The sequence below is a fragment of the Dehalococcoidia bacterium genome, assembly GCA_040902535.1.
In the GTDB taxonomy this organism is placed as follows: Bacteria; Chloroflexota; Dehalococcoidia; order DSTF01; family JACRBR01; genus JBBDXD01.
The window spans coordinates 1-26,588 of the sequence record JBBDXD010000001.1; the positions used below are offsets into that span (position 1 = coordinate 1).

28 protein-coding genes and 1 other RNA gene are annotated in these 26,588 nt (G+C 65.8%); 18 read left to right on the plus strand and 11 right to left on the minus strand.

Translation table 11 applies throughout. The features are described from left to right. Position 1 precedes the first annotated feature (1 nt). The 6 genes from ssrA to WEB52_00030 form a co-directional block, all read right to left on the minus strand. Positions 2–352, minus strand: a transfer-messenger RNA (tmRNA) gene (gene ssrA, locus WEB52_00005). 64 nt (positions 353–416) lie between these two features. After that, complete coding sequence (locus tag WEB52_00010) at positions 417–1,121, minus strand: class I SAM-dependent methyltransferase (GenBank protein MEX2224810.1); 705 nt, start codon at positions 1,119–1,121, stop codon at positions 417–419. Next, positions 1,118–1,576 carry an SsrA-binding protein SmpB gene (smpB, locus tag WEB52_00015; protein MEX2224811.1) on the minus strand — a complete coding sequence of 153 codons (459 nt, stop codon included), beginning with the start codon at positions 1,574–1,576 and terminating at the stop codon, positions 1,118–1,120. Before smpB ends, WEB52_00010 begins: the two co-directional genes overlap by 4 nt. Positions 1,577–1,589: 13 nt before the next feature. Next, positions 1,590–2,903, minus strand: a complete 1,314-nt coding sequence (locus tag WEB52_00020; GenBank protein MEX2224812.1) for a S41 family peptidase — start codon at positions 2,901–2,903, stop codon at positions 1,590–1,592. Positions 2,904–3,015: 112 nt separating this feature from the next. Further along, positions 3,016–3,759 carry a GGDEF domain-containing protein gene (locus tag WEB52_00025; protein MEX2224813.1) on the minus strand — a complete coding sequence of 248 codons (744 nt, stop codon included), beginning with the start codon at positions 3,757–3,759 and terminating at the stop codon, positions 3,016–3,018. 386 nt (positions 3,760–4,145) lie between these two features. Then, on the minus strand, positions 4,146–4,982 hold the full coding sequence (locus WEB52_00030) for a J domain-containing protein (protein ID MEX2224814.1): 837 nt from the start codon (positions 4,980–4,982) through the stop codon (positions 4,146–4,148). Positions 4,983–5,364: 382 nt separating this feature from the next. Here WEB52_00030 and WEB52_00035 point away from each other — a divergent pair, with 382 nt between their 5' ends. From WEB52_00035 to WEB52_00055, 5 genes are all read left to right on the plus strand, one after another. Beyond that, entirely contained in the window at positions 5,365–5,508 is a 144-nt protein-coding gene (locus WEB52_00035) for a hypothetical protein (protein MEX2224815.1), read from the plus strand. Between the two features lie 214 nt (positions 5,509–5,722). Then, positions 5,723–6,964 (plus strand): sodium:calcium antiporter, encoded by a 1,242-nt coding sequence (locus WEB52_00040; protein MEX2224816.1) that lies wholly within the window; start codon positions 5,723–5,725, stop codon positions 6,962–6,964. 76 nt (positions 6,965–7,040) lie between these two features. Continuing rightward, positions 7,041–7,334: a GYD domain-containing protein gene (locus WEB52_00045; protein MEX2224817.1), complete on the plus strand. Its 294-nt coding sequence runs from the start codon at positions 7,041–7,043 to the stop codon at positions 7,332–7,334. Positions 7,335–7,396: 62 nt separating this feature from the next. Next, positions 7,397–7,771, plus strand: a complete 375-nt coding sequence (locus WEB52_00050; GenBank protein ID MEX2224818.1) for a hypothetical protein — start codon at positions 7,397–7,399, stop codon at positions 7,769–7,771. A 37-nt stretch (positions 7,772–7,808) separates the two neighbouring features. Next, positions 7,809–9,170 carry an aspartate aminotransferase family protein gene (locus tag WEB52_00055; GenBank protein MEX2224819.1) on the plus strand — a complete coding sequence of 454 codons (1,362 nt, stop codon included), beginning with the start codon at positions 7,809–7,811 and terminating at the stop codon, positions 9,168–9,170. Between the two features lie 3 nt (positions 9,171–9,173). Here WEB52_00055 and WEB52_00060 read toward each other — a convergent pair whose 3' ends face one another. Beyond that, positions 9,174–9,410, minus strand: coding sequence for an Lrp/AsnC family transcriptional regulator (locus WEB52_00060; protein MEX2224820.1), 237 nt, complete (start codon positions 9,408–9,410; stop codon positions 9,174–9,176). Positions 9,411–9,647: 237 nt separating this feature from the next. On the opposite strand from WEB52_00060, the gene WEB52_00065 reads away from it, so the two are divergent. From WEB52_00065 to WEB52_00085, 5 genes are all read left to right on the plus strand, one after another. Beyond that, the gene (locus WEB52_00065) at positions 9,648–10,115 is read left to right on the plus strand and encodes a CBS domain-containing protein (protein MEX2224821.1); all 468 of its coding nucleotides are present in this window, start codon (positions 9,648–9,650) and stop codon (positions 10,113–10,115) included. Continuing rightward, on the plus strand, positions 10,115–11,977 hold the full coding sequence (locus WEB52_00070) for a 2-oxoacid:acceptor oxidoreductase subunit alpha (GenBank protein MEX2224822.1): 1,863 nt from the start codon (positions 10,115–10,117) through the stop codon (positions 11,975–11,977). Before WEB52_00065 ends, WEB52_00070 begins: the two co-directional genes overlap by 1 nt. A gap of 13 nt (positions 11,978–11,990) precedes the next feature. After that, the gene (locus WEB52_00075; GenBank protein MEX2224823.1) at positions 11,991–13,025 is read left to right on the plus strand and encodes a 2-oxoacid:ferredoxin oxidoreductase subunit beta; all 1,035 of its coding nucleotides are present in this window, start codon (positions 11,991–11,993) and stop codon (positions 13,023–13,025) included. Positions 13,026–13,029: 4 nt separating this feature from the next. Further along, positions 13,030–13,536, plus strand: coding sequence for a CBS domain-containing protein (locus WEB52_00080; protein MEX2224824.1), 507 nt, complete (start codon positions 13,030–13,032; stop codon positions 13,534–13,536). Positions 13,537–13,604: 68 nt separating this feature from the next. Next, positions 13,605–14,777, plus strand: coding sequence for an acyl-CoA dehydrogenase family protein (locus WEB52_00085; GenBank protein ID MEX2224825.1), 1,173 nt, complete (start codon positions 13,605–13,607; stop codon positions 14,775–14,777). Positions 14,778–14,807: 30 nt separating this feature from the next. Here the strand turns inward: WEB52_00085 and WEB52_00090 are convergent, their stop codons facing one another. Continuing rightward, positions 14,808–15,233 (minus strand): NUDIX hydrolase, encoded by a 426-nt coding sequence (locus WEB52_00090; protein ID MEX2224826.1) that lies wholly within the window; start codon positions 15,231–15,233, stop codon positions 14,808–14,810. A 70-nt stretch (positions 15,234–15,303) separates the two neighbouring features. On the opposite strand from WEB52_00090, the gene WEB52_00095 reads away from it, so the two are divergent. The 5 genes from WEB52_00095 (at position 15,304) to WEB52_00115 (ending at position 21,396) form a co-directional block, all read left to right on the plus strand. Further along, positions 15,304–16,338 (plus strand): alcohol dehydrogenase catalytic domain-containing protein, encoded by a 1,035-nt coding sequence (locus WEB52_00095; GenBank protein ID MEX2224827.1) that lies wholly within the window; start codon positions 15,304–15,306, stop codon positions 16,336–16,338. Beyond that, on the plus strand, positions 16,331–17,248 hold the full coding sequence (locus tag WEB52_00100; protein ID MEX2224828.1) for a GNAT family N-acetyltransferase: 918 nt from the start codon (positions 16,331–16,333) through the stop codon (positions 17,246–17,248). Before WEB52_00095 ends, WEB52_00100 begins: the two co-directional genes overlap by 8 nt. Before the next feature lie 61 nt (positions 17,249–17,309). Beyond that, the gene (locus WEB52_00105) at positions 17,310–18,803 is read left to right on the plus strand and encodes an FAD-linked oxidase C-terminal domain-containing protein (GenBank protein ID MEX2224829.1); all 1,494 of its coding nucleotides are present in this window, start codon (positions 17,310–17,312) and stop codon (positions 18,801–18,803) included. Further along, the gene (locus tag WEB52_00110) at positions 18,796–20,100 is read left to right on the plus strand and encodes an FAD-binding oxidoreductase (GenBank protein ID MEX2224830.1); all 1,305 of its coding nucleotides are present in this window, start codon (positions 18,796–18,798) and stop codon (positions 20,098–20,100) included. Before WEB52_00105 ends, WEB52_00110 begins: the two co-directional genes overlap by 8 nt. Further along, a complete protein-coding gene (locus tag WEB52_00115) occupies positions 20,101–21,396 on the plus strand; it encodes a heterodisulfide reductase-related iron-sulfur binding cluster (GenBank protein MEX2224831.1) in 1,296 nt (431 codons plus the stop codon). A 10-nt stretch (positions 21,397–21,406) separates the two neighbouring features. Here the strand turns inward: WEB52_00115 and WEB52_00120 are convergent, their stop codons facing one another. Then, positions 21,407–22,396: an adenosine kinase gene (locus WEB52_00120; GenBank protein MEX2224832.1), complete on the minus strand. Its 990-nt coding sequence runs from the start codon at positions 22,394–22,396 to the stop codon at positions 21,407–21,409. Between the two features lie 87 nt (positions 22,397–22,483). Here WEB52_00120 and WEB52_00125 point away from each other — a divergent pair, with 87 nt between their 5' ends. The 3 genes from WEB52_00125 (at position 22,484) to glp (ending at position 25,444) form a co-directional block, all read left to right on the plus strand. After that, the gene (locus WEB52_00125; protein MEX2224833.1) at positions 22,484–23,125 is read left to right on the plus strand and encodes a thermonuclease family protein; all 642 of its coding nucleotides are present in this window, start codon (positions 22,484–22,486) and stop codon (positions 23,123–23,125) included. Positions 23,126–23,208: 83 nt separating this feature from the next. Beyond that, positions 23,209–24,108, plus strand: coding sequence for a hypothetical protein (locus WEB52_00130; GenBank protein ID MEX2224834.1), 900 nt, complete (start codon positions 23,209–23,211; stop codon positions 24,106–24,108). A 70-nt stretch (positions 24,109–24,178) separates the two neighbouring features. Then, positions 24,179–25,444 (plus strand): gephyrin-like molybdotransferase Glp, encoded by a 1,266-nt coding sequence (glp, locus tag WEB52_00135; GenBank protein ID MEX2224835.1) that lies wholly within the window; start codon positions 24,179–24,181, stop codon positions 25,442–25,444. A 1-nt stretch (position 25,445) separates the two neighbouring features. Here the strand turns inward: glp and WEB52_00140 are convergent, their stop codons facing one another. Both WEB52_00140 and WEB52_00145 read right to left on the minus strand, forming a co-directional pair. Continuing rightward, complete coding sequence (locus tag WEB52_00140) at positions 25,446–25,721, minus strand: acylphosphatase (GenBank protein MEX2224836.1); 276 nt, start codon at positions 25,719–25,721, stop codon at positions 25,446–25,448. 58 nt (positions 25,722–25,779) lie between these two features. Next, complete coding sequence (locus tag WEB52_00145) at positions 25,780–26,583, minus strand: Gmad2 immunoglobulin-like domain-containing protein (protein MEX2224837.1); 804 nt, start codon at positions 26,581–26,583, stop codon at positions 25,780–25,782. Positions 26,584–26,588 lie beyond the last annotated feature (5 nt).

Here is a 26,588-nt window from a genome sequence, read left to right on the forward strand (position 1 = left end):
TTGGTGGAGACGGGGGAGAGTTGAACTCCCCGTCCAGGTGGTGCGCCGCCCTGAGTCTGCTACAGGCTTATTTCCGCAGATTAACTTCGCCCGGCGCCACGCTGCGTCGTCGCGCCGGACTATCCGATGGTCTTAGGCCCGCGCTATCGGCGTCCCGCGGACAGCACCCCGGCTAATCGTCGCTCGTCCTCCGTCCGTCGGGGTGGGGCGGAGGCGAACGTCACCGCTGTTTAGGCGGCGAGGGCGAGTTGTCGTTCGCCAACTATGATTGGCCACCTGGATTAAGGAGGTCGATGGCCGCCCTCCGCCTGCAACTCAGATCCGTCGACCCCTGTCGAGCCCTTTCGTCCCCGAAAGCGCGCTCAAGGAGCGCGGTGTGCAATACAGTATACCGGATCCGGACGTGACATAACGTATCATCCTGGTTTACGAGCCACCGCCAACAGGTGACTGCGAAGGAAGGGCAGCGTTTCGAGTGCCGCGGCGAGCGGCCAGGAGACGCGGGCGATCCGACGCGCGATCGGCGGCGCGAGCGTGATGCGTCGCGCGTCGATCATGCACGCAGGAAAAAGCGCGCGCAGATCCCGTGCGTTGATACCGCGGACGTCGCGATTCGTCGGATTCCACGTGAAGTCGTAGGTGATGAGCGTGCCGCCGGGCCGCAGCACGCGCAGCGCTTCGGTCGCGATCCGCTGTCGCGTCGGCTCGTCGACGACCGACGACAGAACCGTGAACATCAACGCAAGGTCAACGTGCCCGGCGGGGTAGGGCAGATGCTCCGCATTCCCTAGGGAAAACTCTACCGCCGGCGCGCTCCGCTCGCGCGCCGCATCGATGCGCTCCGGCAGGAGATCGATGCCGCTCAACATCTCTGCGCGCGCGCCGTAGCGCAGGAAGTCGCGCAGCACTTCGCCGTTGCCGCAGCCAATGTCCAGCACGCGCTTGTTATCGAGCGGCGTCAAGCCCTGCCGTCGCAGCAGGTCGAGCAGCGCGCGTTCGCGACGCTGGAACATATACAGGTTCGCGCGATCGTGGAGGCCGTAACGATCGTCGGCGCCGCGTCGCGCGCGGGCGGCGTAGGCCTCGCGGATACGGTCGACCTCATCCGGCACGCGCGTCATCGCGTGCTGTGGCGCAGCGCGCGCTGCATGTCGCGTTCCGCATCGCGCTTTGCGATCGCCTGGCGCTTATCGTACTGCTTGCGACCGCGCACGAGTCCGAGCTCGACCTTGGCCATGCCGCGCTTCAGGTACAGGTTGAGCGGAATGACGGTGAGGCCGCGCTCGTTCATCGAGCGTGCGAGTTCGTGGATCTCCTTGCGGTGCAGAAGCAGCCGTCGCGGGCGCGTCGGTTCGTGGTTCATGTGACTGCCGGCCTCATAGGGCGCAATGTGGGCGCCGTAGAGCCACATTTCGCCATCGAGCGGGCGCGCGTACGCCTCGCGGATGCTGGCGCCATTTGCGCGGATCGACTTGATCTCGGTGCCGGTGAGGCTGATGCCGGCCTCTACGCGTTCAAGGATCTCGTAGTCGTGGAACGCCTTGCGGTTCGAGGCGACCTGCTTGTTGTCGGACATAACGCCTGCCGGACTAACCGCCGTCCGTCGGGGTCGCTTCCGGATCCGCGGTGGGGCTCGCCTGCGGCGTTAACGCCGTGGCCGGCGTCGTGTCCGTACCGCGAAGCACGTCGAGCGCCTTGAAAAGCTGTACGTCGCGCCGCTGGTCAATGTCTTCGTCCGAGAGTTGCACCTCGATGTCGGGCCGGACGCCGACGCCATCGATCGCGAGGCCATCGGGTGTCAGCCACTTGGCGATGCTGATGTAGACCTGGCCGCCGTCTCCCAGGTCGTTGGAGATATTGACCGTGCCCTTGCCGAACGACTTTTCGCCCACGACGGTAGCACGGCCGTTGTCGGACAGGGCGGCGGCGAGCACCTCCGATCCGCTGGCGCTGAAGCGGTTGATCAACACGACCACCGGGATCTCCGTCGCGATACCGCCGCGGCCGGCGCGGATGTGCTGTGGATCGTCGTTACCCCGCTCGACTTCGCTGAGGACGATGCCCTCATCGAGGAACTCGTCGGCGACCTCCACGGTCGTGCGCAGCAGTCCGCCCGGGTTGTTGCGCAGGTCGAGGACGACGCCGCGCTTGCCGCTGTCGACCGCGTCGCGCAGCGCCTGGCGGAACTGTTCGATCGTCGGCTGCGTGAACTCGCGGATGTAGATGTATGCGACGTCGTCGATCGGCGTGCCGGCGCCGTCTTGCAGCGCGCCGCCGGGGGGCTGCGTTGTGACGCTCTGGACTTCGATTTCGTCGCGCTCGATTTCGAGCGTCTCCTCCTGGCCGTCGCTGTGGCGCACGACCAGCGTTACCGTGCTGCCCTTGGGCCCGCGGATCATGATGACCGCCTTCTCCTGGGTCCAACCCTCCGTCGACTCTCCGTTGACGGACACGATGACATCGCCGGACTGGATGCCTGCGCGCTCGGCCGGGGTGTTCTCGATCGGCGCGACGATAATGATCTCGCCGTTCTCCGAGGCGACGGTCGCGCCAATGCCCTCGAAAGAGCCGCTGGGACCGGTGCTCGTCGCCACCGTGACCGGATCGACGTAAAAGGTGCCGCTGTCGCTCAGCGTCTGCAGCATGCCATTGATGGCCGCCTCGTACAGCGCCTGCTCATCGATCCGGTCGGGGTCGACGTAGCGGTCATCGAGCAAATCCAGGATCTGGTTGAGGGTCTCGAAGTCGATGTCGCCTTCGAGGTCCTGGCCGTCGCTGGGAGAGTTGACGGTTGGCGATGCGGAGGCATCGTCGTCGGCCAGCACGTAGCCGATTGCGAACGCCAGGACGAGGATAGAGGCGGCGAGCAGACCGAGAACGGTCCAGCGAGCGGCGTTCAGCATGCGCCTGAGGACTCCTTACGCGTGCCGGACGAGGGCGGGAGGAGCCGACGCCGGAGTCAATGTCGTCTGGCAGTCTAGCATTCGGCTTCTTCGGGCAACCAAGGCGCGCGGATCACGCGACGGAAGAGCGCCCGCGCCGCCGCCCGACCCTCCGATCGGCCTTGGCGGCGTACAGCCGCGCATCGGCCTGTTGGATCAATTCGCCGGCCGTCTTCGCATCGGACGGAAACGAAGCGACGCCATACGATACGCCCAGCTCGACAGACTCGCCTGAGGCCGTCATGGCCGCGCAGCTCGCGACGGCAGTCACGAGCTTATTGCCGGTCAACGCCGCTTCATCGGTCGTCGTGTTCGGCAGGACGATGACGAATTCGTCGCCGCCATACCTTGCCCCGACGTCGCTGCCCCGGATATGCCGGTCGATGACCTCGCCAACCAACCCCAGGAACTTGTCGCCCATGAAGTGGCCGTAGCGGTCGTTGATCTCCTTGAAGTTGTTCATGTCCATCAGGATCATCGAGAGCGGCTGTGCGTAGCGTGCGGAGCGCTCGAGCTCGTGCGAGAGCTGCTCGCGGAAGTAGCGGTGATTGTAGAGGCCCGTGACGGCATCCCGGTAGGCCATGTTGCGAAGCCGCTGGCTGAGCTCCTCCAGGTGGGCCGAATAGGCGCGCTCCAGCCCGACGTGCATCGTGCGCGAATGTGCGGCAAGGAAAATGCCGTAGGCAGCGCCGATCATCACGAAGAAGAGTTGGAGCGCCGTATATGTCTCGCGTGACATAAGCGATGGTCCGACGGTGATCACCGAGACCGTCGTGACGACGAGGACGATACCCGACAGCCGGATGGCATGGTCCACTGCTCGGGAACGGCGATGCGGTCGCATGTGCGACATGGCCTCGGCGACACTCTCCTGGGACGAAGTTGAACTCATGCGTACACGGCCGCCGCGCGGGTCTGCGCGGATCCGGCTATCTCCTCGATTGAGTATCGGATTGGCCCCGAGTCACTTGACGGTACGGCACGTAGCGAATGCAGACGTCGTTCTCTCCGCTTCAGGGGCGGACCGCCGGAGCCTGTGCGTCAGATTCGGGAAAGGGCCGCGCGGGTTGGGAGATCCGTTATGTACGAAGGACTAGCGACGGCTACATAACATCTATAGTGCGATCATATGAATACGAGCGTGAGACGCGTTTTGGGGCTTCGTGCCCTACCACGGAAAGTACGCGTCAGACGTGAGGAGGTCTAGCCGCGGCTCTCGGCTCCGCGGTGCGAACCGCGCAGGATGGCCAGGACGGCGTTGAGCGGTTCGCTCTCCGTCTCGATGTCTTGCTCGCCCTTCACGATGTCGACGAGGGTCGTGCTCGGAGCGGCGTCCTCGCGCGCAACGGGCTCGATCGGCGCCTTGAGGCCGATGCTCGCCCGCCACCGGGCGATCGTCGCCGCCGTCGAGGAATGCAATTCGTCGGCGTCCATGGCATCTTCCCGGCCCGGCGGATCTGGCAGCTGGAAGTCGGGCAGATTCGGCATGCCGATCTTCGGCGCCTGGATCTGCGGCATCGACACCTGTGGCATCGACGGCATCGAGAGCTGCATACCCTGGAGGCGGCTCGTCACAGCCGGCGAGAGCGACAATACGAGGCCAATGCCCAGCGCCGCGATGACGAAGCCAAGATTGACGCCCTGCCATGCGCCCGCAAACGCCAGCGAAGCGATGACTCCGGCTACCGCGTAGGTTCGCACATGTTGGACGTGCGGAATGCTCCAGTCGCGGCCCGGACGTTCGCCGGGTGCGCCTTCCTCCGCCCGGCGCTGGGCGGCATGCGGCCGCGCCTTTACGGGCTTCACCATGCCCTTACGGATCAGGACATCGTCGCGGAACGCGTCGTACTGCTCGCGCAAGCGCGGCGTGCCGAGCACGCCGTAGGCCTCGTTCAATTCGTCCAGCAGATGCTGCGCGCGCGGATTGGTGGCAGCGAGACCCTGGTACTTTCGCGCCAGGTGCCAGTACGCCTGGTCCACCATCGCCCCATCTGCGGTCGGCGTCAGGCCGAGGATCTCATAGTAATCGCGGTCGCTCATCGTCGTACCCCTGTTTGAAGTCGCGGCTACACGAAAGAACGCGAGTGCCGAGGCTGATGTTTCCCCGCGATTGACGCCGAAGCGCCACCGCTCGCGGGGGCTCAGTGTCTTGCACGCCGGCCGCGCACACTCCCGCGGCCACATCGTCGTGAAGCCAGACGTCTTCGACCCTGGATCTACTCCCCTGTCTGGATCATCGGTCCGGGTGGGTCAATCTGGTGACTGTTGTTATGTAAAGACGAGCGCGTCCTGTCACACGGCTCAATCTGGCGCGTTGGGATTAGCAAGCAGCGGAGGTCTGACGCCCATGCGGACAAAGGCCGACACCATCCTGGATGAGCGCGGACGCGTCATGTTTCGGTGCCTTGACTGCGCCCAACCGATGACGAGAAGCGACTTCTTCGACCTCGGTCTGCGCTTGCCTGAGCTCGGCGAGACCCCGGACGATTACTGCGACACGGAACTGATCGATGGCTTCGAGCACGCCGCCTGCCACGAGCGCCGGCGTGGGGCGCGCGCGGGCTGACGACATCAGGCCAATTGACGCTCCGTCGTATTGACGATAGCGTGCACGCAGGCAAAGGGGAGTAATCGGTCCCGCAGCGCGGGACGGTCCGGATCGACAAACCCGTCCGCCGCAGGCAGACCGGTCCGGACTACCTTCGCGAAGGCGTTGGTGCGGTGAGACCTTTGATGACAACGGTCATCAGGGGTTTTTTTGTGGCCCGGAGGCGCGCGCGTTGACGAGCTTCTTGCGGACGTGGCAGTGGCCGATCTTCATGGGCCTCATGGCCTGGCCAGCCGTGCTGGCGCGGTTTCACGTCTTCAGCGCCCCTCATTGGTTCGAGACCTTGCTCTTTGGCCTGGCGATCGTCTCGGCCGCGTTCCTGCTGACGTGGACCGCCGAAGCCGCCGAGCGCGACGTGCCTCGCACGCTGGCGCTGGCGGGCCTGGCGCTGATCGCCGTGCTGCCGGAGTACGCCGTGGATGCGGTGTTCGCGTGGAAGGCCGGCGAAGACCCGTCGTACGCTTCTTACGCAACAGCGAACATGACGGGCGGCAACCGGCTGCTCGTGGGCGTCGGCTGGACCGTCGTCGTCGGCATCTTCTGGTTCCGGACGAAGGGCAGCGTGCTCAAGCTCGCGTCGGTGCACCGGAACGAGGTCGGCATCCTCGCGATCGCGACCGTGTACTCATTCATCATTCCGTTCCGCGGCGGCATTACGCTTTTCGACGCGGCGTTCCTGATCAGCCTGTTCGGCGTCTACGTCTACCTGGCATCGCGGGGTGATGTCGAAGAGGAGTCATCCCTCGTCGGCCCTGCCGAGACGATAGGCAACCTGCCGACCCGGCAGCGCCGGACGGTGCTCGTGGCCATGTTCCTGTACGCGGGTGTTGCGATCCTGCTCGCCGCGGAGCCCTTCGCAGAAGGGTTGATCGAAACCGGCACGCAATTCGGTATCGACGAATTTACGCTCGTGCAATGGCTCGCGCCGCTCGCCTCGGAGTTCCCGGAGTTCCTCGTCGCGTCGCTATTGGCGTGGCGAATGCGCGCCGATGCCGCGCTCGGCGCGCTCGTCTCGTCGAAGGTGAACCAGTGGACGCTGCTGATCGGCACCCTGCCGATCGCGTTCGCGCTGTCGAGCCAGTCCCTCGACCCGTTGCCGACAGATGAGCGTCAGGTCGAAGAGGTGTTCCTCACGGCCGCACAGAGCCTGCTGGCGGTAGTGCTGTTGATCAACCTGCGCATGTCGCTCTGGGAGGCGGGCACGCTGCTGGTGCTCTTCCTGGCGCAGTTCTTTACGCCGCACGACATCATCTCGCGCGACACGTTCTCGTACGCGTACCTCCTGTTGGCGGCGATGTTCCTCTTGCGACAGTTGCTGGAGATGCGCCCGTTTATCGGCGGCCCTCCCCGCGGTCAACTCGCGCGGCCGCCCTCGCGGGCTCCAGAGCCCTCGCCGCGGCCCGCCGGTTCTTGACAGATGCTGCCACTCCAGCGGATGGTATGCGGACGGTTCCGATCGGAACGGATCAAGGTGCCGGCGGAGGTACATCGTGGCGACCTACGTGGTTCTCTGCAATCTCACCGACCAGGGCGCGCGGACGATGCACGACCTGCCCTCACGTCTTGAAAATGCGCGCGCGACCTTCCGGCAGCATGGCGCCGAGCTAAAGCAACTCTTCTTCGCGATGGGCGTGTATGACTACGTGGTCGTTGCCGAAGCGCCGGACGACGAGACGATGTCGCGCGTCTCGATGTCGGTGAGCAGCCAGGGCAACGTACGGACGTCTTCGTTTCGCGTGTTCACCGAGGATGAACTGCTGAAGCTCGTCGAGGCGCTCAGCTGACGCAGTCCGACGAAGCGCGAGCCCTCTTCGCGCAGGCACGCGAACGTCACGAAGCGCGCGACGTGGCGCAGAGCGTGGCGCTCACGCGGCGCGCACTCGCGCTCGACCCGCACTACGTCGAGGCGCTGGAACATCTCGGGACGACCATGATCACGCGCCGGCAGCAGTACGCGGAAGGCCTCGATTGCCTCGAACGTGCGGCGGCCGCGCGTGACGACGATCCGGGCATCTGGTACGCGCTTGCCTGGTGCTACGAGTTTGCCGCGCACGAGATCGCGCGGCGCCGCCCTGCTGGTATCGATCTCGTGCCACGCGACCTGTACCGGCGCGCCGCCGAAGGCTTCCGCCGCTGTCTTGCGCTGCACCCCGATGGAAAGCTCAAGGATGACGCGGAGGATCTGCTCGACCACGTCGAGAACGAACTCTCCGCGTTATGATGCCCGCGACATCGAGTGCGTGCTGTCGGGAGGGACCATGACCATTCTCGATCGTTATGTAGAGATGCATCCCGGCTCCCGCACCCTCCACGAGCGCGCGCTTCGACTCTTTCCTAACGGCGTCACGCACGACATCCGGCACCAGTCGCCCTTCCCTCTGTATGCCGCGCGCGCCGCCGGCAGCCGCAAGTGGGACGTCGATGGCAACGAGATCGTGGACTACGTGATGGGCCACGGCGCGCTCTTGCTCGGTCACCAGCATCCGGCGGTCGTCGAGGCCGTCGCGGAGCAAGCGCAGCTTGGCACCCACTACGGCGCGTCGCACGAGGCCGAGGTGCGCTGGGGCGAGCTGGTCTGCAACCTCGTCCCGTCCGCCGAACGACTCCGCTTCACGTCGTCCGGGACCGAGGCGACGATGATGGCGCTGCGCCTCGCGCGCGCCTATACGGGCCGTGAGAAAGTGATCCGGCTGCGCGAGCACTTTCATGGCTGGAGCGACGCGCTCACTGGCCAACCGCCGCCTGAGGAGACGGTCCCTCGATCGCCCGGCATCCCCGAAGGCATGCTCGCCGCGTCGATCGTGCTGCAGGCGAACGACGTTGAAGTCCTCGAGCGCACGCTCCGCGACGAGGGCGGCGACATCGCAGCGATGATCCTCGAGACGACCGGAGCGCATTGGGGCACGCATCCCATCGATCTCGAGTACGTGCGGCGGGCACGCGAGTTGACAGCGGAACACGGCGTCGTGCTGATCTTCGACGAAGTGATCACGGGATTCCGCGTGACGCCCGGCGGCGCGCAGGCCGCGTACGGCATCACGCCGGATATGACGACGATGGCCAAGATCCTGGGCGGCGGACTTCCCGGCGGCGCCGTCGCCGGCCGCGAGGAGATCATCGAACAGATCTCGATCCCCGGCGAGAACTCGCCGAACGATGGCCGCCGGGCGCGCATCGCACATCCGGGTACGTACAACGCGAACCCGCTGTCGGCGGCGGCCGGCGCAGCGTGCCTGGAAATCGCCGCCACGGGCGTACACCAGGACCGCGCGGCATCCACGGCAGCGCAACTCGCGCGCGAACTCAACCGCGCGTTTCGCGAGGAAGCCGTCGCGGGCGCCGTGTACGGCCACTCATCGATGCTGCACATCGCGATCGGCATGGAGCAGCAGCCGCCAGATGGCTACGGCTGGGGCTGGCGCGCGCTGCCGGTTGCGCCACCGCGTGTATCGGGCGCGGCATCACAGGCATTGAGACGCGGCATGCTCAACGAGGGCATAGACCTGATGGGCGACGGCATGATGGTATCGTCAGCGCACACCGACGCAGACGTCGACCGCACGGTCGAGGCGTTCCGCCGCACGCTGCGAGCCATGAAGGAAGAAGGCGCCGCTCTCTGACTACTACGACTCGGGGAACGTCACCAGTGAGGTGGTGCTTTCTATGCCGGGGACGCTGCGGATCTTGTCGCTGAGGATCGCCGGCACCTCGCTGAGCTGCTCCACCTCGATCTCGACCACGATGTCGTAGGGCCCCATCACCTCGTGCAGTTCGACGACACCCGCAATCTGGCCAATGGCGGCAACCACGTTGCGCGTTTCACCGGGATTGGTGACGACGAGGACGTAGGCCTTGATCATCAGTGCCTCCTGTATCTGATAAAGCGCTCAGCGCATTTCCCCTGCTCGCGAAGCGCGGTACGGTCAAGATAGTGAGTATAGGTACCGCCTGCGCATCGGTGGCGTCAATGGGGCCATCGAAGTTCCGGAGCGCGGCGTCGGCGCGGCCGAACCTGCGGTACAATGAGGCTGGAATGCGCGCCCGCCTGCAGATTCGGCGGGGCGGCCGCGGCCCGAGGGGCAATGCGGCAGAGGCCAATGGTCGAAGAAATCTTCCAGACCGACCCCATCAGCGCCTTAGGGCTTCCAACTCCCGTTTCCATCGGTCGTACCGCCACTGTCGGCGAAGCGCTCAGGGCCGTCCAGACCCGGGGCGTCGGCTACGTGCTGATCGTCGAGGATGACGGTCGCCCGATCGGCATCATGTCCGAGACAGAAGTGCTGATGAAGATCGTGGCGCGGGACGTGAAGTACGACGAAAGTGTCGATATATACATGTCTCACGGTCCGGAGACGCTGACCCAGCGGGACCCGATCGCCACGGCGGTCAAGCTGATGAATGAGGCCGGCGAGCGGAACATTCCCATCGTGGACGAGGACGGACGCGCAGTCGCCGTCCTGCGGACGCTGGACATTATCCACTTCCTGGCCGAGGCGTTCCCGGCGCAGGTCATGAACCTGCCCCCGCGCCCCCACCAGTTGATCCCCGAACCGGAGGGCGCATAGTGACCACGCTGACAAGAGAGTCCGACCAGCACGAAGGCCCGGATGTCCTGGAGCTGGACCGTGTAACGATCCGTTTCGCGGGTGACTCCGGCGATGGCATGCAGCTCGCGGGCACCCAGTTCACCAAGACGTCGGCGGTCCTCGGGAATGACATCAGCACCTTCCCGGACATCCCGGCGGAGATTCGCGCGCCCCAGGGTTCGCTGCCCGGTGTCAGCGGCTTCCAGGTCAGCTTCTCGAGCCACGACATCTACACGCCGGGCGATGCGCCTGACGTCCTCGTCGCGATGAACCCCGCGGCACTCAACACCAACATCGGCGACCTGCCGCGCGGCGGCATTCTTGTGGTCAACGAAGATGAGTTCACTGAAACGAACCTCAAGAAGGCCGCTTACGGGTCGAACCCGCTCGATGATGGCAGCCTTGGCGCCTACCGCGTGTTCCAAGTGCCCGTATCGACGTTGAACGCGCGTGCGCTGAAGGACAGCGGCCTCACCGCCGTCCAGGTCGACCGCTGCAAGAACATGTTCGCGCTCGGCTTGATGTTCTGGATGTACAGCCGTCCGCTCGACACGACGACTCGCTGGATCGATGAGAAGTTCGGCAAGAATCAAGGTGTGGCCGAGGCGAACAAGAAGGCACTGCGCGCCGGCTACAACTTCGGCGAGACGACCGAGATGTTCGCGACGCACTACCATGTGCCCAAGGCCAAGCTGCGGCCGGGCCTGTACCGCAACATCACCGGCAACGAGGCGACCGCGCTGGGCGTCATCACAGCGTCGAAGCTTGCGGGCCGCACGCTGTTCTACGGGAGCTATCCGATTACGCCGGCAAGCGACATCCTGCACGAACTGTCGCGCTTCAAGCGATTCGGCGTACGCACCTTCCAGGCGGAGGACGAGATCGCGGCCGTCGGCGCCGCCATCGGCGCGTCGTTCGGCGGCTCGCTCGGACTCACCGGCACGAGTGGCCCGGGACTGGCGCTGAAGAGCGAGGCGATCGGGCTTGCGGTGATGGTCGAATTGCCGCTCGTCGTCATCGACGTGCAGCGCGCCGGCCCGAGCACCGGTATGCCGACCAAGACCGAGCAGGCGGATCTGCTGCAGGCGATGTTCGGGCGCAACGGCGAGTCGCCCGTCGCCATCGTCGCCCCATCGACGCCGTCCGACTGTTTCCAGATGGCGATCGAGGCGTGGCGGATCGCGATCAAGTACCGGACGCCGGTTCTATATCTCTCGGACGGCTACCTCGGTATGGGCTCGGAGCCATGGCTCGTGCCGGACTACACGAAGTTACCGAAGATGGATCCGGACTTCGCGCACGACCCGGCCACGTTTAAGCCGTACGCACGAGATCCGGAGACACTGGCGCGCCCCTGGGCGATCCCGGGCACACCGGACCTGGAACACCGGATCGGCGGACTCGAGAAGTCGGATATCACGGGCAATGTGAACTACGACGCGGCCAACCACGACAAGATGGTCCACCTTCGCGCCGAAAAGATCGAACGCATCGCGAACGACATTCCCGAACTGGAGGCGCACGGCGATGAATCGGGCGATCTGCTCGTACTCGGCTGGGGCAGCACCTACGGCGTCATCACGACGGCGGTGCAGCGCGCGCGCGCGAAAGGGCTCAAAGTGTCGTCGGCGCACCTGCATCACTTGAACCCGCTGCCGAAGAACCTGGGCGATGTGCTCAAGCGTTACGACCGGGTGCTGATGCCGGAGATCAACCTCGGGCAGATGCGCATGCTTGTCCGGTCACGCTACCTCGTCGACATCATCGGTCTGAACAAGGTATCGGGGCGACCGTTCACAATCAGCGAAGTCGAAGCGAAGATCACAGAACTGGCCGCCTAAGAGAGAAGGAATCATGGTCACCGCGAGCCGCGACGATAACGTGAAGGTGCTGTCCCGGAAGGACTTCGTGTCCGACCAGGAGGTGCGGTGGTGCCCCGGATGCGGAGACTACTCGATCCTCGCGCAGACGCAGAAGCTGATGCCAGAGCTGGGCATCCCGCGCGAAAACATCGTGTTCATCTCCGGCATCGGTTGCTCGAGCCGTCTGCCCTATTACGTCGACACGTATGGATTCCACAGCATCCACGGCCGGGCGCCGACGATCGCCTCGGGGTTGAAGGCTTCGAGGCCGGAGTTGAGCGTCTGGGTGGTGACGGGAGACGGCGACGCCCTGAGCATCGGCGGCAACCACATCCTGCACGTGCTGCGCCGTAACGTCGATCTGCAGATCATCCTGCACAACAACGAGATCTACGGCCTGACGAAGGGGCAGTACTCGCCGACCTCCGAACTGGGCAAGCGCACCAAGTCGTCGCCCTACGGCACGATCGACCGGCCGCTGCATCCGCTGAGCGTCGCCATCGGCGCCGAGGCGACGTTCGTCGCGCGCTCGATCGACACTGATGCGCATCACCTGGTGTCCACGCTGGACAGGGCGTACAGGCACAAGGGCGCGTCGTTCGTCGAGGTCTACCAGAACTGCAATATCTTCAACGACGGCGCCTTCGCGGACTTTGCCGCCAAGGAAGTGCGTGCCGACCGCACGATCTCGCTCGAGCATGGCAAGCCCATGATCTTCGGCAAGGAGCGCGACAAGGGGCTGCGCTTCAGCGGCGCGAAGTTCGAAGTCGTGACGGTCGGCGAGAACGGCGTCACCGACGCCGACCTCTTCGTCCACGATGAGACTCGCGAGGATCCGTCGATCGCGTTCACGCTGAGCCGCATGGAGTGGCCCGAGTACCCGGTGCCCGTCGGCGTGCTGCGCGCGGTGCAGAAGCCGACGTACAACGACCTCATGGACAAGCAGATCGAAATGGCCATCGAGGCAGAGGGTGAGGGCGATCTGCGCGATCTGTTCCTCGAAGGCGACACGTGGACCGTCGAGTAGCGCGATGATTTGCCCCGAGTGCAAACACGACAACATCGAAGGCGCGGACTACTGCGCCAACTGCGGCCACGACCTTGCCGGCCTGGATCAGCCGGACGCGCCCGGCGCCACGGGCCCCGCATTCATCCACCAGCGTCTCGCCGATGTGCCGGCGCGTTCGCCGGTCAAGGTGAGCGTCGGCGATCCGGTGGGGCTTGCGGTGCGCATGATGCAGCACGCGGATACGGGATGCGTGCTCGTCATGAACGACGGACGGCTGGCGGGCATCATCACGCCGTGGGACATCCTGCACAGAGTCGCAGGCCCAAACGAGGACCTCAACGCCGTGACGTGCGGCCACGTGATGACCGCCGACCCGGTGTTCCTGCGGGATGACGATGACATCGCGGTCGCCATCAACAAGATGTCGATTGGGGGCTTCCGGCACATTCCGCTGCTGCAGGCGGGCACGCCGCTGTGCGTGATAAGCATCGGCGACCTGTTCCGTCATATGGCGCCAAACCTCGCGTAGCCGCGCCTGTCTCCAGCCGTCATCCCCGCGTATGATGCGCCTCGCCAGTTCATTCGTTGGAGGCCTCGATGACGACTGCATCGGTTACCCATCATCACATCGTAAAGACGGCCGCAGACCTGGCGCCCGATATCCGCGCCGCAGCGGATGCGACCGAACGCGGGCGCACCGTCGATCCCGATCTGATCGAAAAGCTGCGATCCGCGCGGCTCTTCGACATGGTCGTCCCACGAGACTACGGCGGCCTGGAGGTCGACGTGATCACGATGATGCGCGCGATCGAGGAGGTCGCGATCGCCGACGGCGCGACCGGGTGGTGCGTGGCGATCGGCGTCGGCACGGCGATTGTCAGCGCCTACCTGCCTGAGGACGTTGCGCGACCGATCTTTCGCCCGGGCGTGATCACCGGCGGGCCTGTGGAACCCGCCGGACGGCTGACGCGCGACGGTGACGGCGCGCTTCGGCTCTCCGGCCGCTGGAAGTTCGCGAGCGGCTCACCGCATTGTTCATGGCTCGTGGCCGGTGCCCTGGTCTTCGATGGCGACCAACCCAGGATGCTCGAAGGCGGCATGCCCGACTGGCGTCTTGCCGTCGTGCCGCGCGACGGCGTGCAGATCATCGATACGTGGAGCGTGTCCGGTCTGCGCGGCACCGGCAGCCACGACATTGCTATCGAGAACGCTCATGTGGCTGAGGAGCGGACGATTCCGTTCCTGACCGCTGCTTCGGCCATGCAGGGCGCGCTCTATCGATTTCCGATCGTCTCGTTCCTGGCGCTGTCGATCGCGCCGGTCGTGTGCGGCATCGCCCGGCGCGCGCTCGATGAGTTGATCGTGCTCGCCGAACGCAAGACGCCCACCGGGGCGGCCACGCCCTTGCGAGAGCGCGGCGTCGCCCAGCACGAGGTCGCACGGGCGGAGGCCACATTGCGCGCAAGCCGGGCGCTCCTGTACGAAACGGCGGCTGAAGCATGGGACACGCTCGAGAGCGGCGGCCGCCTCACGGTGAAGCAGCGGGCGCTGGTGCGGCTCGCGGTTGTGCATGCGACGAGCAGCGCGCGACAGACCGTCGACATTGCGTACAAGCTTGGTGGCGGCTCTGCGTTGTACGAGACGAGCGTGCTTCAGCGACAGCTCCGCGACGTGTACGCGGCGTCGCAGCACATCTTGCTCACGGACCTGAATTACGAGACCGTCGGGCGGGTGCTGATGGGTCTGCAGCCGTCATCGCCCGCGCTCTGACGACTCCTGCCCGTTGGTCCGCGACTGTTGTCATGCGCGGAAGAGTGCGCAGTTCTCGCGCATCTCCGCTAGGAACAACTGCGCCCATGGCGGCACCACCGCGGCAACTCGATCGCTGCAGTAGCGCTCCGCGTACTCATCGACGGACATCCATGCATATGCCGAGTGCTCTTCGCTGAGGATAACATCGCCAGGCGGCGCGTAGGCTGCATAAGAGTGGCACGCGACGATGTCACCGCGCCGATCGTGATACTGCCACGTCCGCAACAGCTCAGGATTGGTAATGCGAAGGCCTGTCTCTTCGCGCGTCTCGCGAGTCACTGTTTCGGCGGCGCTTTCGTCCGCTTCGATATCGCCGCCCGGCTGGCCCCACCACCGGGATCCGCCGGCGTTCTGCAGCACCAGGATCTTGCCGTCACGGACGATGAAGGCGTGTGAACGCCTGTGGACCGCCATGCGGTCATTGTCCCACGTTCCTAGTCCACTTCAACGCCGTTCGCTATCATCGCGTCCACTGGAGGACGCGATGAAGGCTGCCGCGCTCAAGGGCTCCCGCAGCATGGAGTTAATCGACCTGCCGGACATGGAGCCCGCGCCAGGGATGGTGAAGCTGCGCGTCGCTTTTTGCGGGATCTGCGGCTCCGACATGCACGAGTACGAGTCTGAGAATCCGCCGCGAGCGCTCGGCTTCATGCAGCCCGTGATGGGGCACGAGTTCAGCGGCCAGATAGTGGCGGTGGGTGAAGGCGTCGCCGGAATCGAGGTCGGTCAGCACGCCGTGGGCAACCCGGGCGCCGGATGCGGAGCTTGCCGCTACTGCGCGATGGGGCGCGAGAACCTGTGTCGGGCTGGTGGCGGCGGCGGCATGGGATACACGCTGGCCGGCGCCTACGCTGAATACGTCACGATGCCCGCCCGCAGCGTCGTCACGTTACCGGATGGTTCCGATCTGCGCGCCTGTGCCCTTACCGAGCCGCTCGCGGTAGCGCGTCATTCGCTGATCCAGGGCGCCTACAAGCCGGATGAACTGCTGGTGGTCGCAGGCGCCGGACCGATTGGGCTGCTTACCGTCATCGCGGCGCGCCAGATCGGTGGCACGCGCATCGTTGTGTCGGAGCCGCTCCCCGGGCGGCGCGCGGCTGCCGACTCCGTCGGCGCAACGAATGTGATCGAGCCGTCGCAACTGCTGGAGACCGCATACAAGCTCTCCGACGGCAACGGCGCCGACATCTCGGTGGACGCTTCCGGCCTCCCGGTGGGCATCGCGTCGTGCGCCGATGCGACGGCCCGGGGCGGGCGCATCGTCCTGGCGGGCGTCGGTGAGCAGACGTACGCGCTCGATATCCTGCGCTCGATCATCAACGAGTACACGTACATCGGCATTCTCGGCTATACGCGGGCGGAGTTCGCCGATACCGCGATGATGATCGCCCGCGGCGAAGTCGACGTCTCACCGGTGATCTCCGAGGTCGTCGCCGTGGAAGGTACACCCGATGCGTTCACCCGTTTGTCGGCGGGCCGCGACGGCCTGTACAAGATCCTTGTGTCGCCCGATGCCTGAACCGCCAGCCCCAATCTACCGGCCGCTGACAGAAGCGGACGTGCCCGTCACCGCCTACATCCGCAAGGCCGCGCTCGAAGGGCTGGGCCGCGAGCAGGGGCGGATACCGCAGCCCTGGCAGCCGTCTCTCGGAGGACACTCTGGGCACCTCGTGCGCACCGATCCGGCGGGTTCATGGGCTGCCGAGATCGACGGACTCGTGGTCGGGTTTGCGCAATCGTTTGTCCGCGGCGAGATCTGGTTCCTGGCGCAGCTATTCGTCCAACCCGAGGTACACACCCGAGGCATCGGGCGTGAATTGCTCCGTTTGGCGCAAGACTACGGCCGCCGCCGCGGCGCTCGCGTGTTCGCAGTAGTCGCGTCGTCATCTCCGGTGGCGCAGGCGTTGTACATGCGGTCAGGCATGTTCGGCATCGGTACCGGCTACCGCGTGACCGGCGCCGTCTCCGCGCTGCTCGCGCTACCCGAGCCGAAGGCGAATCGCAAGCGCGTCGTCGATTGCTCCGGCTGGCTCGACCGTATCGCCGAGATCGACCGCGAACTCTTCGGCGCCGAACGCCGCCAGGACCACGAGTACTACCTGCGGCCCGGCCCGGTCGACCATCACTCGTTTGGACTGACGCGTGATGGTGTGCTCGAAGGCTACGGCTATGTCGACGCGCGCGGATGGATCGGCCCCATCGCCGCGAGCGAACCGGACGGACAACGGCCGCTGTTGCGCATGGCCGCGGAGTACCTGGCCGGCCGGGGCGTCGAAGAAGCGAGCATCTGGGTGGCTTCTCTCAACCACGTGATGATGAGCAGCTTGCTCGAAGCGGGATGGAAGTCGCAGCCGGTGACCTACTTCATGTCGAGCGAGCCCTTTGGGCGGTTCGACCGGTATCAACCCTCCGGCGGCTTCTTGTTGTGACGCTGTCTCAGGCCCGTGTGACGCGCCTATAATGCGGCGTATCCCGCCCCGGAATGCCCTGATGACTGAATTGCCGCCCCCAGAACGCCCGCTGCCGAAGGGCGCCGTCACGCGCCAAGTCGTGCGCGAACTGGAGCGCGCCCTCGGTAAGGAGCGCGTGCTCTCGACGCCGGAAGAGCTTATCGCGTACGAGTTTGACGGCACGATTGAGCGCGGTACGCCGCAGGCCGTCGTGTTTCCCGAAAGCACAGAGCACGTCGCCGCCGCTGTCCAGATCGCGCATCGCTTCGACGTGCCGGTGATCCCGCGGGGCGCCGGCACGGGCCTGAGTGGAGGCGCCGTCGCGGCGATCGGTGGCATCATCGTCGCCCTTGCACGCATGAAGCGCATTCTTGAGATCGACGCCGTGAACCGCATCGCGGTGGTCGAGCCGGGCGTCGTCAACCTTGATCTGACGAAGGCCGTGGCGCCGCTGGGGCTCTACTATGCGCCGGATCCTTCGAGCCAGCGCGCGTGCACGATCGGCGGCAATGTCGCGGAGAACGCCGGCGGGCCGCACTGCCTGGCTCACGGCGCCACGACGAACCACGTGCTCGGCGTCGAAGTTGTGCTCGCTGACGGTGAGGTCGCATGGCTCGGCGGTCGCACGCGCGACGTGCCGGGATACGACCTCGCCGGCGCGTTCGTCGGCTCGGAAGGCACGCTGGGCATCGCGACGAAAATCGTCGTGCGGCTGATGCGTACGCCCGAATCGACGCGCACGCTGCTCGCGGTGTTCGACAGCGTCGATGACGCGAGCAACGCCGTTTCGGCAACGATCGGAGCAGGCATCCTGCCGACCGCGCTCGAGATGATGGACAAGAACATTATCGCGGCGATCGAACCGGTCCTGCACGCCGGATTTCCGCTCGATGCCGAAGCGATCCTCCTCATTGAAGTGGAGGGCCTCGAAGAGGCGACGGTCGAGCAGGCGGATGTGATCCACGGCATTTGCCATAGCAACAACGCGCGTGAGATTCGCATCGCCGTCGGGCAGGCGGACCGCGATCTCCTGTGGGCTGCCCGCAAGACTTCGATCAGCGCGCTGGGACGGCTGTATCCCAATTACTACGTGCTGGACGGCGTCGTCCCCCGTACGCGGTTACCCGCCGTCCTTCGCGAGGTGTACGCCATTTCGGCGAAGTACGGACTCGACGTCGCGAACGTCTTCCACGCCGGCGATGGCAACCTGCACCCGAACCTCCTGTTCGATGACCGCATCCCCGGCACGACGGCGCGCGTGCTCGAGGCGGGAGCCGAGATCATGCGGCTTTGCGTCGATGTGGGAGGCAGCATCACGGGCGAGCACGGCGTCGGCCTGGAGAAGCGCGACTTCCTCGCCTGGATCTTCGACGACACGGATCTCGCCGTGATGGGACGCTTGAAGGCAGCATTCAAGGCCGGCGAGAACTACAACCCGTGCAAGGCCTTCCCCACTCACAAGGGATGCGGCGAGTTGAGCCAGGCGCACGTCGCTCGCGTGGCCGCCGCGGTAGGTGCCGACGTCTATGTCTAGCTCCGTCGCGGCGTCCCGCATCGATGAGTTTCGTGCAGCAGTCGCTTCGAGCGTCAATGACGATCTCCTGCGCGACCGGGACCTCGATGCGTTCGTTGTTGATGGCATCGTGCCCGACCTCGTCGTGACGCCCTCGAGCGAGCACGAGTTGGCGACGGTGCTCGCCGAGGCGCACGAACACGCACTCGCCGTGATCCCGTTCGGGGCAGGGACGCACCGCTCGCTTGGCAATCTGCCCGCCGGCTTCGACATTGCGTTGTCGACAACGAGGCTCGATCGGATCGTCGCTCACGAGCCGGCGGACCTCACCGTGACCGTCGAGCCCGGTGTGCGGTTGGACGATCTCCAGACGCTGCTCGCGACAAGCAATCAGTTCCTGCCGCTTGACCCTCCCTGCGGAAACGATGCGACCGTCGGCGGGCTCATCGCGTCGGCGGCGTTCGGCCCGCTACGGCACGGCTTCGGCACGGTGCGCGATTGGTTGATCGGCGTGCGCGTCGTGCACGCGGATGGCGCGATCAGCAAGGCCGGCGGGCGCGTGGTAAAGAACGTCGCCGGTTACGAGATGACGAAGCTCTATACGGGATCGCTGGGGACGCTCGGCGTGATCAGCGAGGCCACCTTCAAACTGATGCCGTCGCCCGCAGCGCGGCAGACGGTGGCGGCGTACTTTCATTCGCCGCACGCCGCAGCGACATTCGCCTTCGCGGCGCAGGACGCCGGCCTATCCCTGGAGGCGGCTGAGTTGCTTTCGCCTCCCGGCGCCTTCGCAGTGCTCGGTCAATCGCGTTGGGCGGTGCTCTTGCGCGTCGGCGGCTCGCCCGGCGGCGTCGCGCGGACGCTGCGCGAGATGACGTCGCTGGCAAACGGGCTCCATGCTTCGGTCGAACACATTGACAACGATGCCTGGCGCCGCTGGAGCGACGTCTTCACGCCGGGCGAACTCGCGTTGCGCGTGAGCGTCCAGCCGTTTGCGGTGGCGGATGCCGTCGAGGTGCTCGATCGGCGCTTCGCGGGCGCGGCTGCAACGCTCTCGGCAACGATCAGCGCCGGCGTCGTGCGCGTGAACGCGCGGCCTTCGCGCGACCATCGTCCGGCGGCGCTTGTCGCGCATGCACGCGCGCTTGCGGCGCGCTGCGATGGCTATACGGTCGTCGATGCGGCTCCGGTATCGTATAAGCGCGAGCACGACGTGTTCGGACCGCTGAGGCCCGACTTTGCGATCATGAAACGTCTCAAGGACGAATTCGACCCTCGGCGGATCCTGTCGCCCGGACGCTTCGTCGGAAGGTTGTAGATGATGCGGGTGCACCAGCAGGCGCATGCGCACGACATGCGCCCTTCGCTTGCCGACGACATCGCTCGCTGCGTGCACTGCGGCTTCTGCTTGCAGGCGTGCCCAACGTACCTGGAACTCGGCATGGAGACGGATTCGCCTCGCGGCCGCATCGCTCTCATCGATGCCGTTGCGTCACACCGCGCCGAGCCGACGCCGTCGCTGCTCAAGCATCTGGACCAGTGCCTGCAGTGCCGGGCGTGCGAGACGGCCTGCCCCTCGGGCGTGCAGTTCGGCCGCATCATGGAGACCGCCCGCGCGGACGTCCTCGAAAGCCCGAAGCGGCCCCTGTCGTGGCGACTGCGCGTGGCGGCGCTGCGGCAGGTGCTTCCGCACCAGTCACGCATCCGCACGCTCATGACGGCCATGCGTGTGTACGAGCGCTCGCCGCTACGCAAGCTCGTGCAACGAACTGGCGCGCTCCGTCGCGTGGCGCCGTCGCTCGCCGATGCTGAGCAGTCGATGCCCCACGTGCCATCGGAGCGGTTCAGGCCATCCGAGCAGCCCGAAGGACTGACGAAGAGCGTCGCGATGCTCACCGGTTGCGTGATGCCGCACCTGTACGCGCGCACGCACGAGGCGACGGTGCGCGTGCTCAACCGTCTCGGTTATCGAGTGATCATGGCGGCAGACCAAACGTGCTGCGGCGCGCTCAACGTGCACGCCGGCGACCGCCGCTTCGCGCGCGAACTCGCAAAGCGCAATATCGACGCGATGCTGCGCGAAGACATCGAAGCGATCGTCGTGAACTCCGCGGGCTGCGGCTCGACGATGAAGGAGTACGGCGACCTGCTCGCTGACGACGCCGAATACGCCGCCCGGGCGGCTCGATTCGCATCGATGACGCGCGATCTGCTCGAGTTCATCGCCGTCCACGATCTGGGCGATCTGGGGGCCGTGCCGCGCGTCGTGACATACCAGGACTCGTGCCACCTCGTACACGCGCAGCGGATTGCTGCCGCGCCCCGGACGATCATGTCCCAGATACCCGCGCTTGAACTGCGCGAGATGGCGACGCCGGACCGCTGTTGCGGCAGCGCCGGACTGTACAGCATCGTCCAGGGTGACCTCTCGCGACGTCTGCTGGGGAGCAAGATGGACGACGTCGAGCGGACCGGCGCGGCGATCGTTGCCACGGCGAACCCCGGCTGCATGATGCAGCTTGAGGCCGGATTCCGTTCGCGCGAGATTCGCGGCCAAGCGGTGCACGTCATCGAACTGCTGGACGAGTCGATGCGCGCCGCCGCGCCCCGGTAAGCCGCGACGGCTATTCGCGGAGCATAGCCTCGACGAGCACTTGCAGTGAAGTTTCCGGGCGGGCTCCGACGTGGCTGATCACTTCGGCCGCGGCGATCGATCCCATCCGCGCCGCTGTGGCGAGCGCGTGTCCGTGCGTCAGACCGTAGAGGAAGCCGGCGGCATACAGGTCGCCTGCTCCGGTCGTGTCCACGACGCGCTCGACCGGTTCGGCATCGATGACGTGAACTTCGTCTCCCGCGACGATCACAGAGCCCTTCGCGCTTCGCGTCAGCGCAGCGATGCCGCAGTGACCGCGTACCTGCTGCAGCGCATCGTCGAAGTGTTCGGTCCGGTAGAGCGACATGATTTCGTGCTCGTTCGCGAAGAGAATGTCGACGTGGCGTTCGACGAGCTCGAGGAACTCCGTGCGGTGGCGCTCTACGCACAGTGAGTCGGACAGCGTCAGCGCGACGCGCCGCCCCGCGTCGTGCGCCAGCCGCGCCGCCTTCGTGAAGGCTTCCTTCGCCAGCGGCGGATCGAAGAGGTAACCCTCCAGGTACGTCACCTGCGCACCGGCGACGACATCGGGATCGATATCGTCTGGCGCGAGCTCGAGGCTGGCGCCGAGATATGTGTTCATCGTGCGCTGCGCATCCGCGGTCACCAGGATCAGGCAGCGTCCGGTGGTCACGCCGCTCGTCGATGGCGTGCTGCGGAAATCGATGCCCGTCGACCGCATGTCGTGTGCGAAGACCTGCCCGAGTTGATCCGTCGCGACCTTGCCGAAGTACGCCCCGCGGCCGCCAAGCGACGCGATGCCCGCCATGGTGTTGCCCGCGGAACCGCCGGACATCTCGATGCCGGGCGGCAGACGCTCGTACAGCGCGTTCGCGACGTCCGCATCGATGAGTTGCATGGATCCCTTCGCCATGCCCTCCCGCTCCAGGATCGCGTCATCCGCGTGCACCAGCACATCCACGATCGCGTTGCCGATGCCGAGGACATCGTATTCGGGCATGCTTGCTCCTTCGAAACGCGTGAACCGGTGACGGGATACCGGCCTCGTCGACGAGTGTCAAACGAGGCGGCGTGCTAGCATCGCTCGATGCGCGTCCGCCCGTCGCTGCTCGTCCTCACCTTCGTCGCTTCGGTGCTCCTCGCCGCGTGCTCCGAAGACAGTCAGGTCGAAGATTGCGCGGCCGACGGCGATTGTCCGCCCTCAGCTACCGCGACGACGTATGTCGGCGGTGCTACACAACCTTCAGACCGCACCCCATCCACGTTTGAGGTCCCGAGGTCCTGCGCTGCGCCCTACCCGTCCGGCCCACCCACCGTGACGACCGTGTTCTGCGCCGATCCGGCCTCCATGACGCAGGCCGCCGTCGTGCGCATCATCGATGGCGATACGCTGCGCGCGATCGTGGACGGCACCGAGGAGCCCGTGCGGCTCTTCGGCGTCGATACACCGGAGCGCGGCAAGGCATGCTTCAGCGAGGCGACCGACGTCTTGCGCGTCCTGGTGGCCATGCACGGCGGCCAAATACGTCTCGTCCGTGACGCGCGCAATCGCGATCCGAATGATCGTCTTCTGCGTTATGTCTATACCCCCACGGGACTCAGCATCGACGCTGTGCTCGTCGCCGAGGGGTATGCCTACGCATGGACGCGCGATGGCGCTCTCCGCGACCCGCTCATCGACCTCGAAGCTATCGCACGGCTGGAGAAGCGAGGTTGCCTCTGGCGCTGATCGCATCGGTCGCCGGCAAGGTGGTCTGGGAACCGCGTGCCTGTTACTATCGCTCGCGGAGGAAAGTAAGGAGGCTAGATCACTTGTACAAAGTGTGGCTAACCGTTTTTGTGGTGCTGTCGATATCGGCGGCTGCGTTCTTTGCGGCGTGCGGAGGCGACGGCGACGAGACGATCGACACGGGCGATGGAGAAATCACGATCTCCGACGATCTGCCGGACGATTTCCCGGACGACTTCCCGATCTATGATGGCGCCGATCTCCAGGGCTCGTACCGTGGCGAGAGGGAGGGCATCGAAGGGCTCGTTGCGACGTGGACGACCGGCGACAGCGCGGAGGACGTCTCTGCGTTCTACGAGGAAGAACTGAACGGCGACAACTGGACGATCCAGTCGCAGGGCGACCAGGGTGCTCTTGGTTCGTTCTTCGTTGCGCTGAACAACGACGAATCAAAGGCCGCGTACGTCTACATCGGCAGCAACGATGATGACACGACCATCGTCGTCACCGTCGGTGACAACGAAGGCTCGCTCACGGGTGGCGGCGATGGAACGCCGGCCGATGGCGGTGACGACTCAGGGGATGATTCGGGAGACAGCGGCGACGACGGTTCATCCGATGGCGCGTCCGGCAGCGCCGATCTGCCCGACGAGCAGGATCTTCCGGATGACTTCCCATCGGACCGCGTGCCGCTCCCGAGCGGCGCGCGCGTCACGAGCAACAGCTCCATCTCCAGCGGCGGTACGAATACGTTCTTCGTGGAGTTCTACTCGGAGCAGAGCGCCGACGAGCTTTCTGACTACTTCAAGGATGAGCTTCCCAACAACGGCTGGACCGAAAGCCTGTCGTCTCAATCCGGCGGTGAGGTCTTCCTGTCGTTTGCGCCGGAAGGCGGTGAAACGACGTCGGGCGTGACGATTATCATCGCCGACGCGCCGACAGACGGCTACCGGCTGGTGACGCTCAGCATCTTCGGCGACTAGCGCGACTCGACGCACGCTGGAGCCCCAACCCGTACTGGGTTGGGGCTTCCGTTTGTGCTTCAATCGAAGCATGACCCTCCCCCAGAGCATGATCTCTGTCGAAGAGGCCCTGACGCGCATCCTGGCCTTCGTGCCGCTGCTCGAACCCGTGGACGTGCCCATTCTTGACGCCCTCGGCCAGGTCGTTTCCGAGGATGTCGTCTCCGACGTGGACATCCCGCCGCTCGATAATACGGCGATGGACGGATACGCCGTTCGGGCGGTAGACACGAGCGGCGCGTCAGATCGCGCTCCCGTCGAACTGCGGGTTATCGGTGAACTGGCGGCGGGCTATGTATTTGACGGCGAAGTCACGCCCGACACGGCGCTGCGCATCATGACAGGCGCGCCGATGCCGTCCGGGGCCGACGCCATCGTGCCGTTCGAAGAGACCGATGAACCTTCGGGGCGGGCCTTCGGCTCCTTCGCCAAGTCGCGCGACATCGTCGGCGTGCTGAAGGCCGCCGCCCCGGGCGCCAACATTCGGCGCGCCGCCGAGGACCTGCGCCGCGGCCAGGCAATCATCGCCCGTGGCACCGTGCTGCATCCGGCGCAGATCGGCGTGCTGGCCTCCCTGGGCAAGGCAACGGTGCGCGTGCATCGACGGCCCGTCGTCGCGATCCTCTCGACCGGCGATGAAGTGCGCGAACCCGGCGAATCGCTGAAGCCCGGCCAGATCTACGACAGCAATGCGTACAGCATCAGCGCCATGGTGGCAGCGAACGGTGGCATCCCGCGCAGGCTCGGTATCGCGCGGGATACGGTCGACGCCTTGACCGCAAAATTGCGCAAAGGACTGGACGCCGACATGCTCGTCACGTCGGCCGGCGTCTCGCGCGGCGACTATGACGTCGTCAAGGACGTGCTCGCAAACGAGGGCCAGGTGAACTTCTGGACGGTGCGCATGCGCCCGGGCAAGCCGCTGGCGTTCGGTGCCTTCCCTTCGGGCGGCCGAAACGTCCCCCATATCGGACTGCCTGGAAATCCCGTCAGTTCCATGGTGTCGTTCGAACTCTTCGGACGCCCTGCGATCTACCGCATGCTGGGACGCGCCGATTGGCAGCGCCCCGTCGTCCGCGCCGTCGCCGATGAGCCGATCGAGAACAGCGACGCGCGCCGCGTGTATGCGCGCGCGATCGTCACGCAGCGTGACGGCCGTTATCACGCGGCGCTGACAGGCCCGCAGGGATCCGGCATCCTGACATCGATGGCGTTGGCGAACGCCTTGGCCGTGGTGCCCGAAGACGTACCGGGCGTGGCCGCGGGCGACGAAGTCGAATGCATGCTCCTGGACTAGTTTAGAGTTCGACGCTGAACTTTGCGAAGCCGAGGCTCGCTTCGCTGAACTCAGCGTCCACGCCATCGACGACGGCGAAGCGCGGACCCCTGTGCAGAATGCGCACCAGGTCCTCGATCGCGGTGTCGTCACCCTCCGCGACGACTTCCACGCGGCGGCCATCGTCGCTATTGCGCACGTAGCCGCAGATGCCGCGCGTCACGGCCTCATGCCGGACGAACTCACGGAATCCGACGCCCTGCACGCGGCCGCTGACGATGGCCTGCAGTCGCTTCATCTCTCGGCGTGTCCCCCTGGCGCTACCGGCGTGCCCATAGCGCTGCCCGTCCTGCCTCCTACGGCGTGAGTTCGATCGGGACTCCGAACTCGTTCTGTCGCGATCCGTCTTCCGCGCTGAAGTCGAATGCGATCAACATATACGCTCCGGCTTCGAGTCCGGCAATCTGCAGTGTCGCCGACCAGGGCGCGTTGCCCAGCCCACCCGCGGCCTGCACCGTTTCCGATAGCACCACGGCGCCCGAGGAATCCCGCAGCTCGAGTTGCAGGCTACCCTCGAATGCGTCCGTCACACCGGTTACCTGGAGCGGCCCTGCAACGGGCACGGGCTCCCCGCACAGCGGCATCTGGATGACGTTTGGCGGCCGTTCGCCTGACACGTTGACGTCCACGGTGACGGCGTTCTCCTCCGAGCCGTGCTGCGCGCTGTAACTCAGCGCCCGTACGACCATCGGTACGGCTGCGTTGCCGGTTGGCGGTGCGGGCGGCGGGAACGCCATCGTCGTCGACCAGTCGCCGCGTGTGCCGGAGCCGGACGTCGCCGTGAGGTTATGCTGGCAGATCAACTGCCCGTCGGCGCTGACGATCTGCACGCTGAGGGCCGCTTCGAACACGTTTGCCGTCCCTGAGATGGCGAACGGCAGTTCGACGAGCGCTCCCAGGGCTGGTTCGGCGATGACGATCGCCGGGAGATCTTCGGTCGGGACTGGGTCGGGCGTTTGCGCTCCGGCTGTCGCCGGCGGCGGCTGGCTCGTGGTTTGTGCGAATGTCGCGGTGGGGTCTGCGTCGCCATCGTCACCGTCGCAGGCGTACGCGAAGATGGCGATCGTGGTTGCGGCCAGAAAATAAAGACTACGCTGCATCGGTC

Bases quoted from the DNA above. Each gene is read 5' to 3' on its own strand.
- WEB52_00100 (MEX2224828.1), top strand. From the start codon at position 16,331: ATGCCTGAACCGCCAGCCCCAATCTACCGGCCGCTGACAGAAGCGGAC.
- WEB52_00105 (MEX2224829.1), top strand. From the start codon at position 17,310: ATGACTGAATTGCCGCCCCCAGAACGCCCGCTGCCGAAGGGCGCCGTC.
- WEB52_00145 (MEX2224837.1), bottom strand. From the start codon at position 26,583: ATGCAGCGTAGTCTTTATTTTCTGGCCGCAACCACGATCGCCATCTTC.
- WEB52_00115 (MEX2224831.1), top strand. From the start codon at position 20,101: ATGATGCGGGTGCACCAGCAGGCGCATGCGCACGACATGCGCCCTTCG.
- WEB52_00075 (MEX2224823.1), top strand. From the start codon at position 11,991: ATGGTCACCGCGAGCCGCGACGATAACGTGAAGGTGCTGTCCCGGAAG.
- glp (MEX2224835.1), top strand. From the start codon at position 24,179: ATGACCCTCCCCCAGAGCATGATCTCTGTCGAAGAGGCCCTGACGCGC.
- smpB (MEX2224811.1), bottom strand. From the start codon at position 1,576: ATGTCCGACAACAAGCAGGTCGCCTCGAACCGCAAGGCGTTCCACGAC.
- WEB52_00110 (MEX2224830.1), top strand. From the start codon at position 18,796: ATGTCTAGCTCCGTCGCGGCGTCCCGCATCGATGAGTTTCGTGCAGCA.
- WEB52_00065 (MEX2224821.1), top strand. From the start codon at position 9,648: ATGGTCGAAGAAATCTTCCAGACCGACCCCATCAGCGCCTTAGGGCTT.
- WEB52_00020 (MEX2224812.1), bottom strand. From the start codon at position 2,903: ATGCTGAACGCCGCTCGCTGGACCGTTCTCGGTCTGCTCGCCGCCTCT.
- WEB52_00080 (MEX2224824.1), top strand. From the start codon at position 13,030: ATGATTTGCCCCGAGTGCAAACACGACAACATCGAAGGCGCGGACTAC.
- WEB52_00085 (MEX2224825.1), top strand. From the start codon at position 13,605: ATGACGACTGCATCGGTTACCCATCATCACATCGTAAAGACGGCCGCA.
- WEB52_00125 (MEX2224833.1), top strand. From the start codon at position 22,484: ATGCGCGTCCGCCCGTCGCTGCTCGTCCTCACCTTCGTCGCTTCGGTG.
- WEB52_00010 (MEX2224810.1), bottom strand. From the start codon at position 1,121: ATGACGCGCGTGCCGGATGAGGTCGACCGTATCCGCGAGGCCTACGCC.
- WEB52_00055 (MEX2224819.1), top strand. From the start codon at position 7,809: ATGACCATTCTCGATCGTTATGTAGAGATGCATCCCGGCTCCCGCACC.
- WEB52_00030 (MEX2224814.1), bottom strand. From the start codon at position 4,982: ATGAGCGACCGCGATTACTATGAGATCCTCGGCCTGACGCCGACCGCA.
- WEB52_00035 (MEX2224815.1), top strand. From the start codon at position 5,365: ATGACGAGAAGCGACTTCTTCGACCTCGGTCTGCGCTTGCCTGAGCTC.
- WEB52_00120 (MEX2224832.1), bottom strand. From the start codon at position 22,396: ATGCCCGAATACGATGTCCTCGGCATCGGCAACGCGATCGTGGATGTG.
- WEB52_00090 (MEX2224826.1), bottom strand. From the start codon at position 15,233: ATGGCGGTCCACAGGCGTTCACACGCCTTCATCGTCCGTGACGGCAAG.
- WEB52_00095 (MEX2224827.1), top strand. From the start codon at position 15,304: ATGAAGGCTGCCGCGCTCAAGGGCTCCCGCAGCATGGAGTTAATCGAC.
- WEB52_00060 (MEX2224820.1), bottom strand. From the start codon at position 9,410: ATGATCAAGGCCTACGTCCTCGTCGTCACCAATCCCGGTGAAACGCGC.
- WEB52_00140 (MEX2224836.1), bottom strand. From the start codon at position 25,721: ATGAAGCGACTGCAGGCCATCGTCAGCGGCCGCGTGCAGGGCGTCGGA.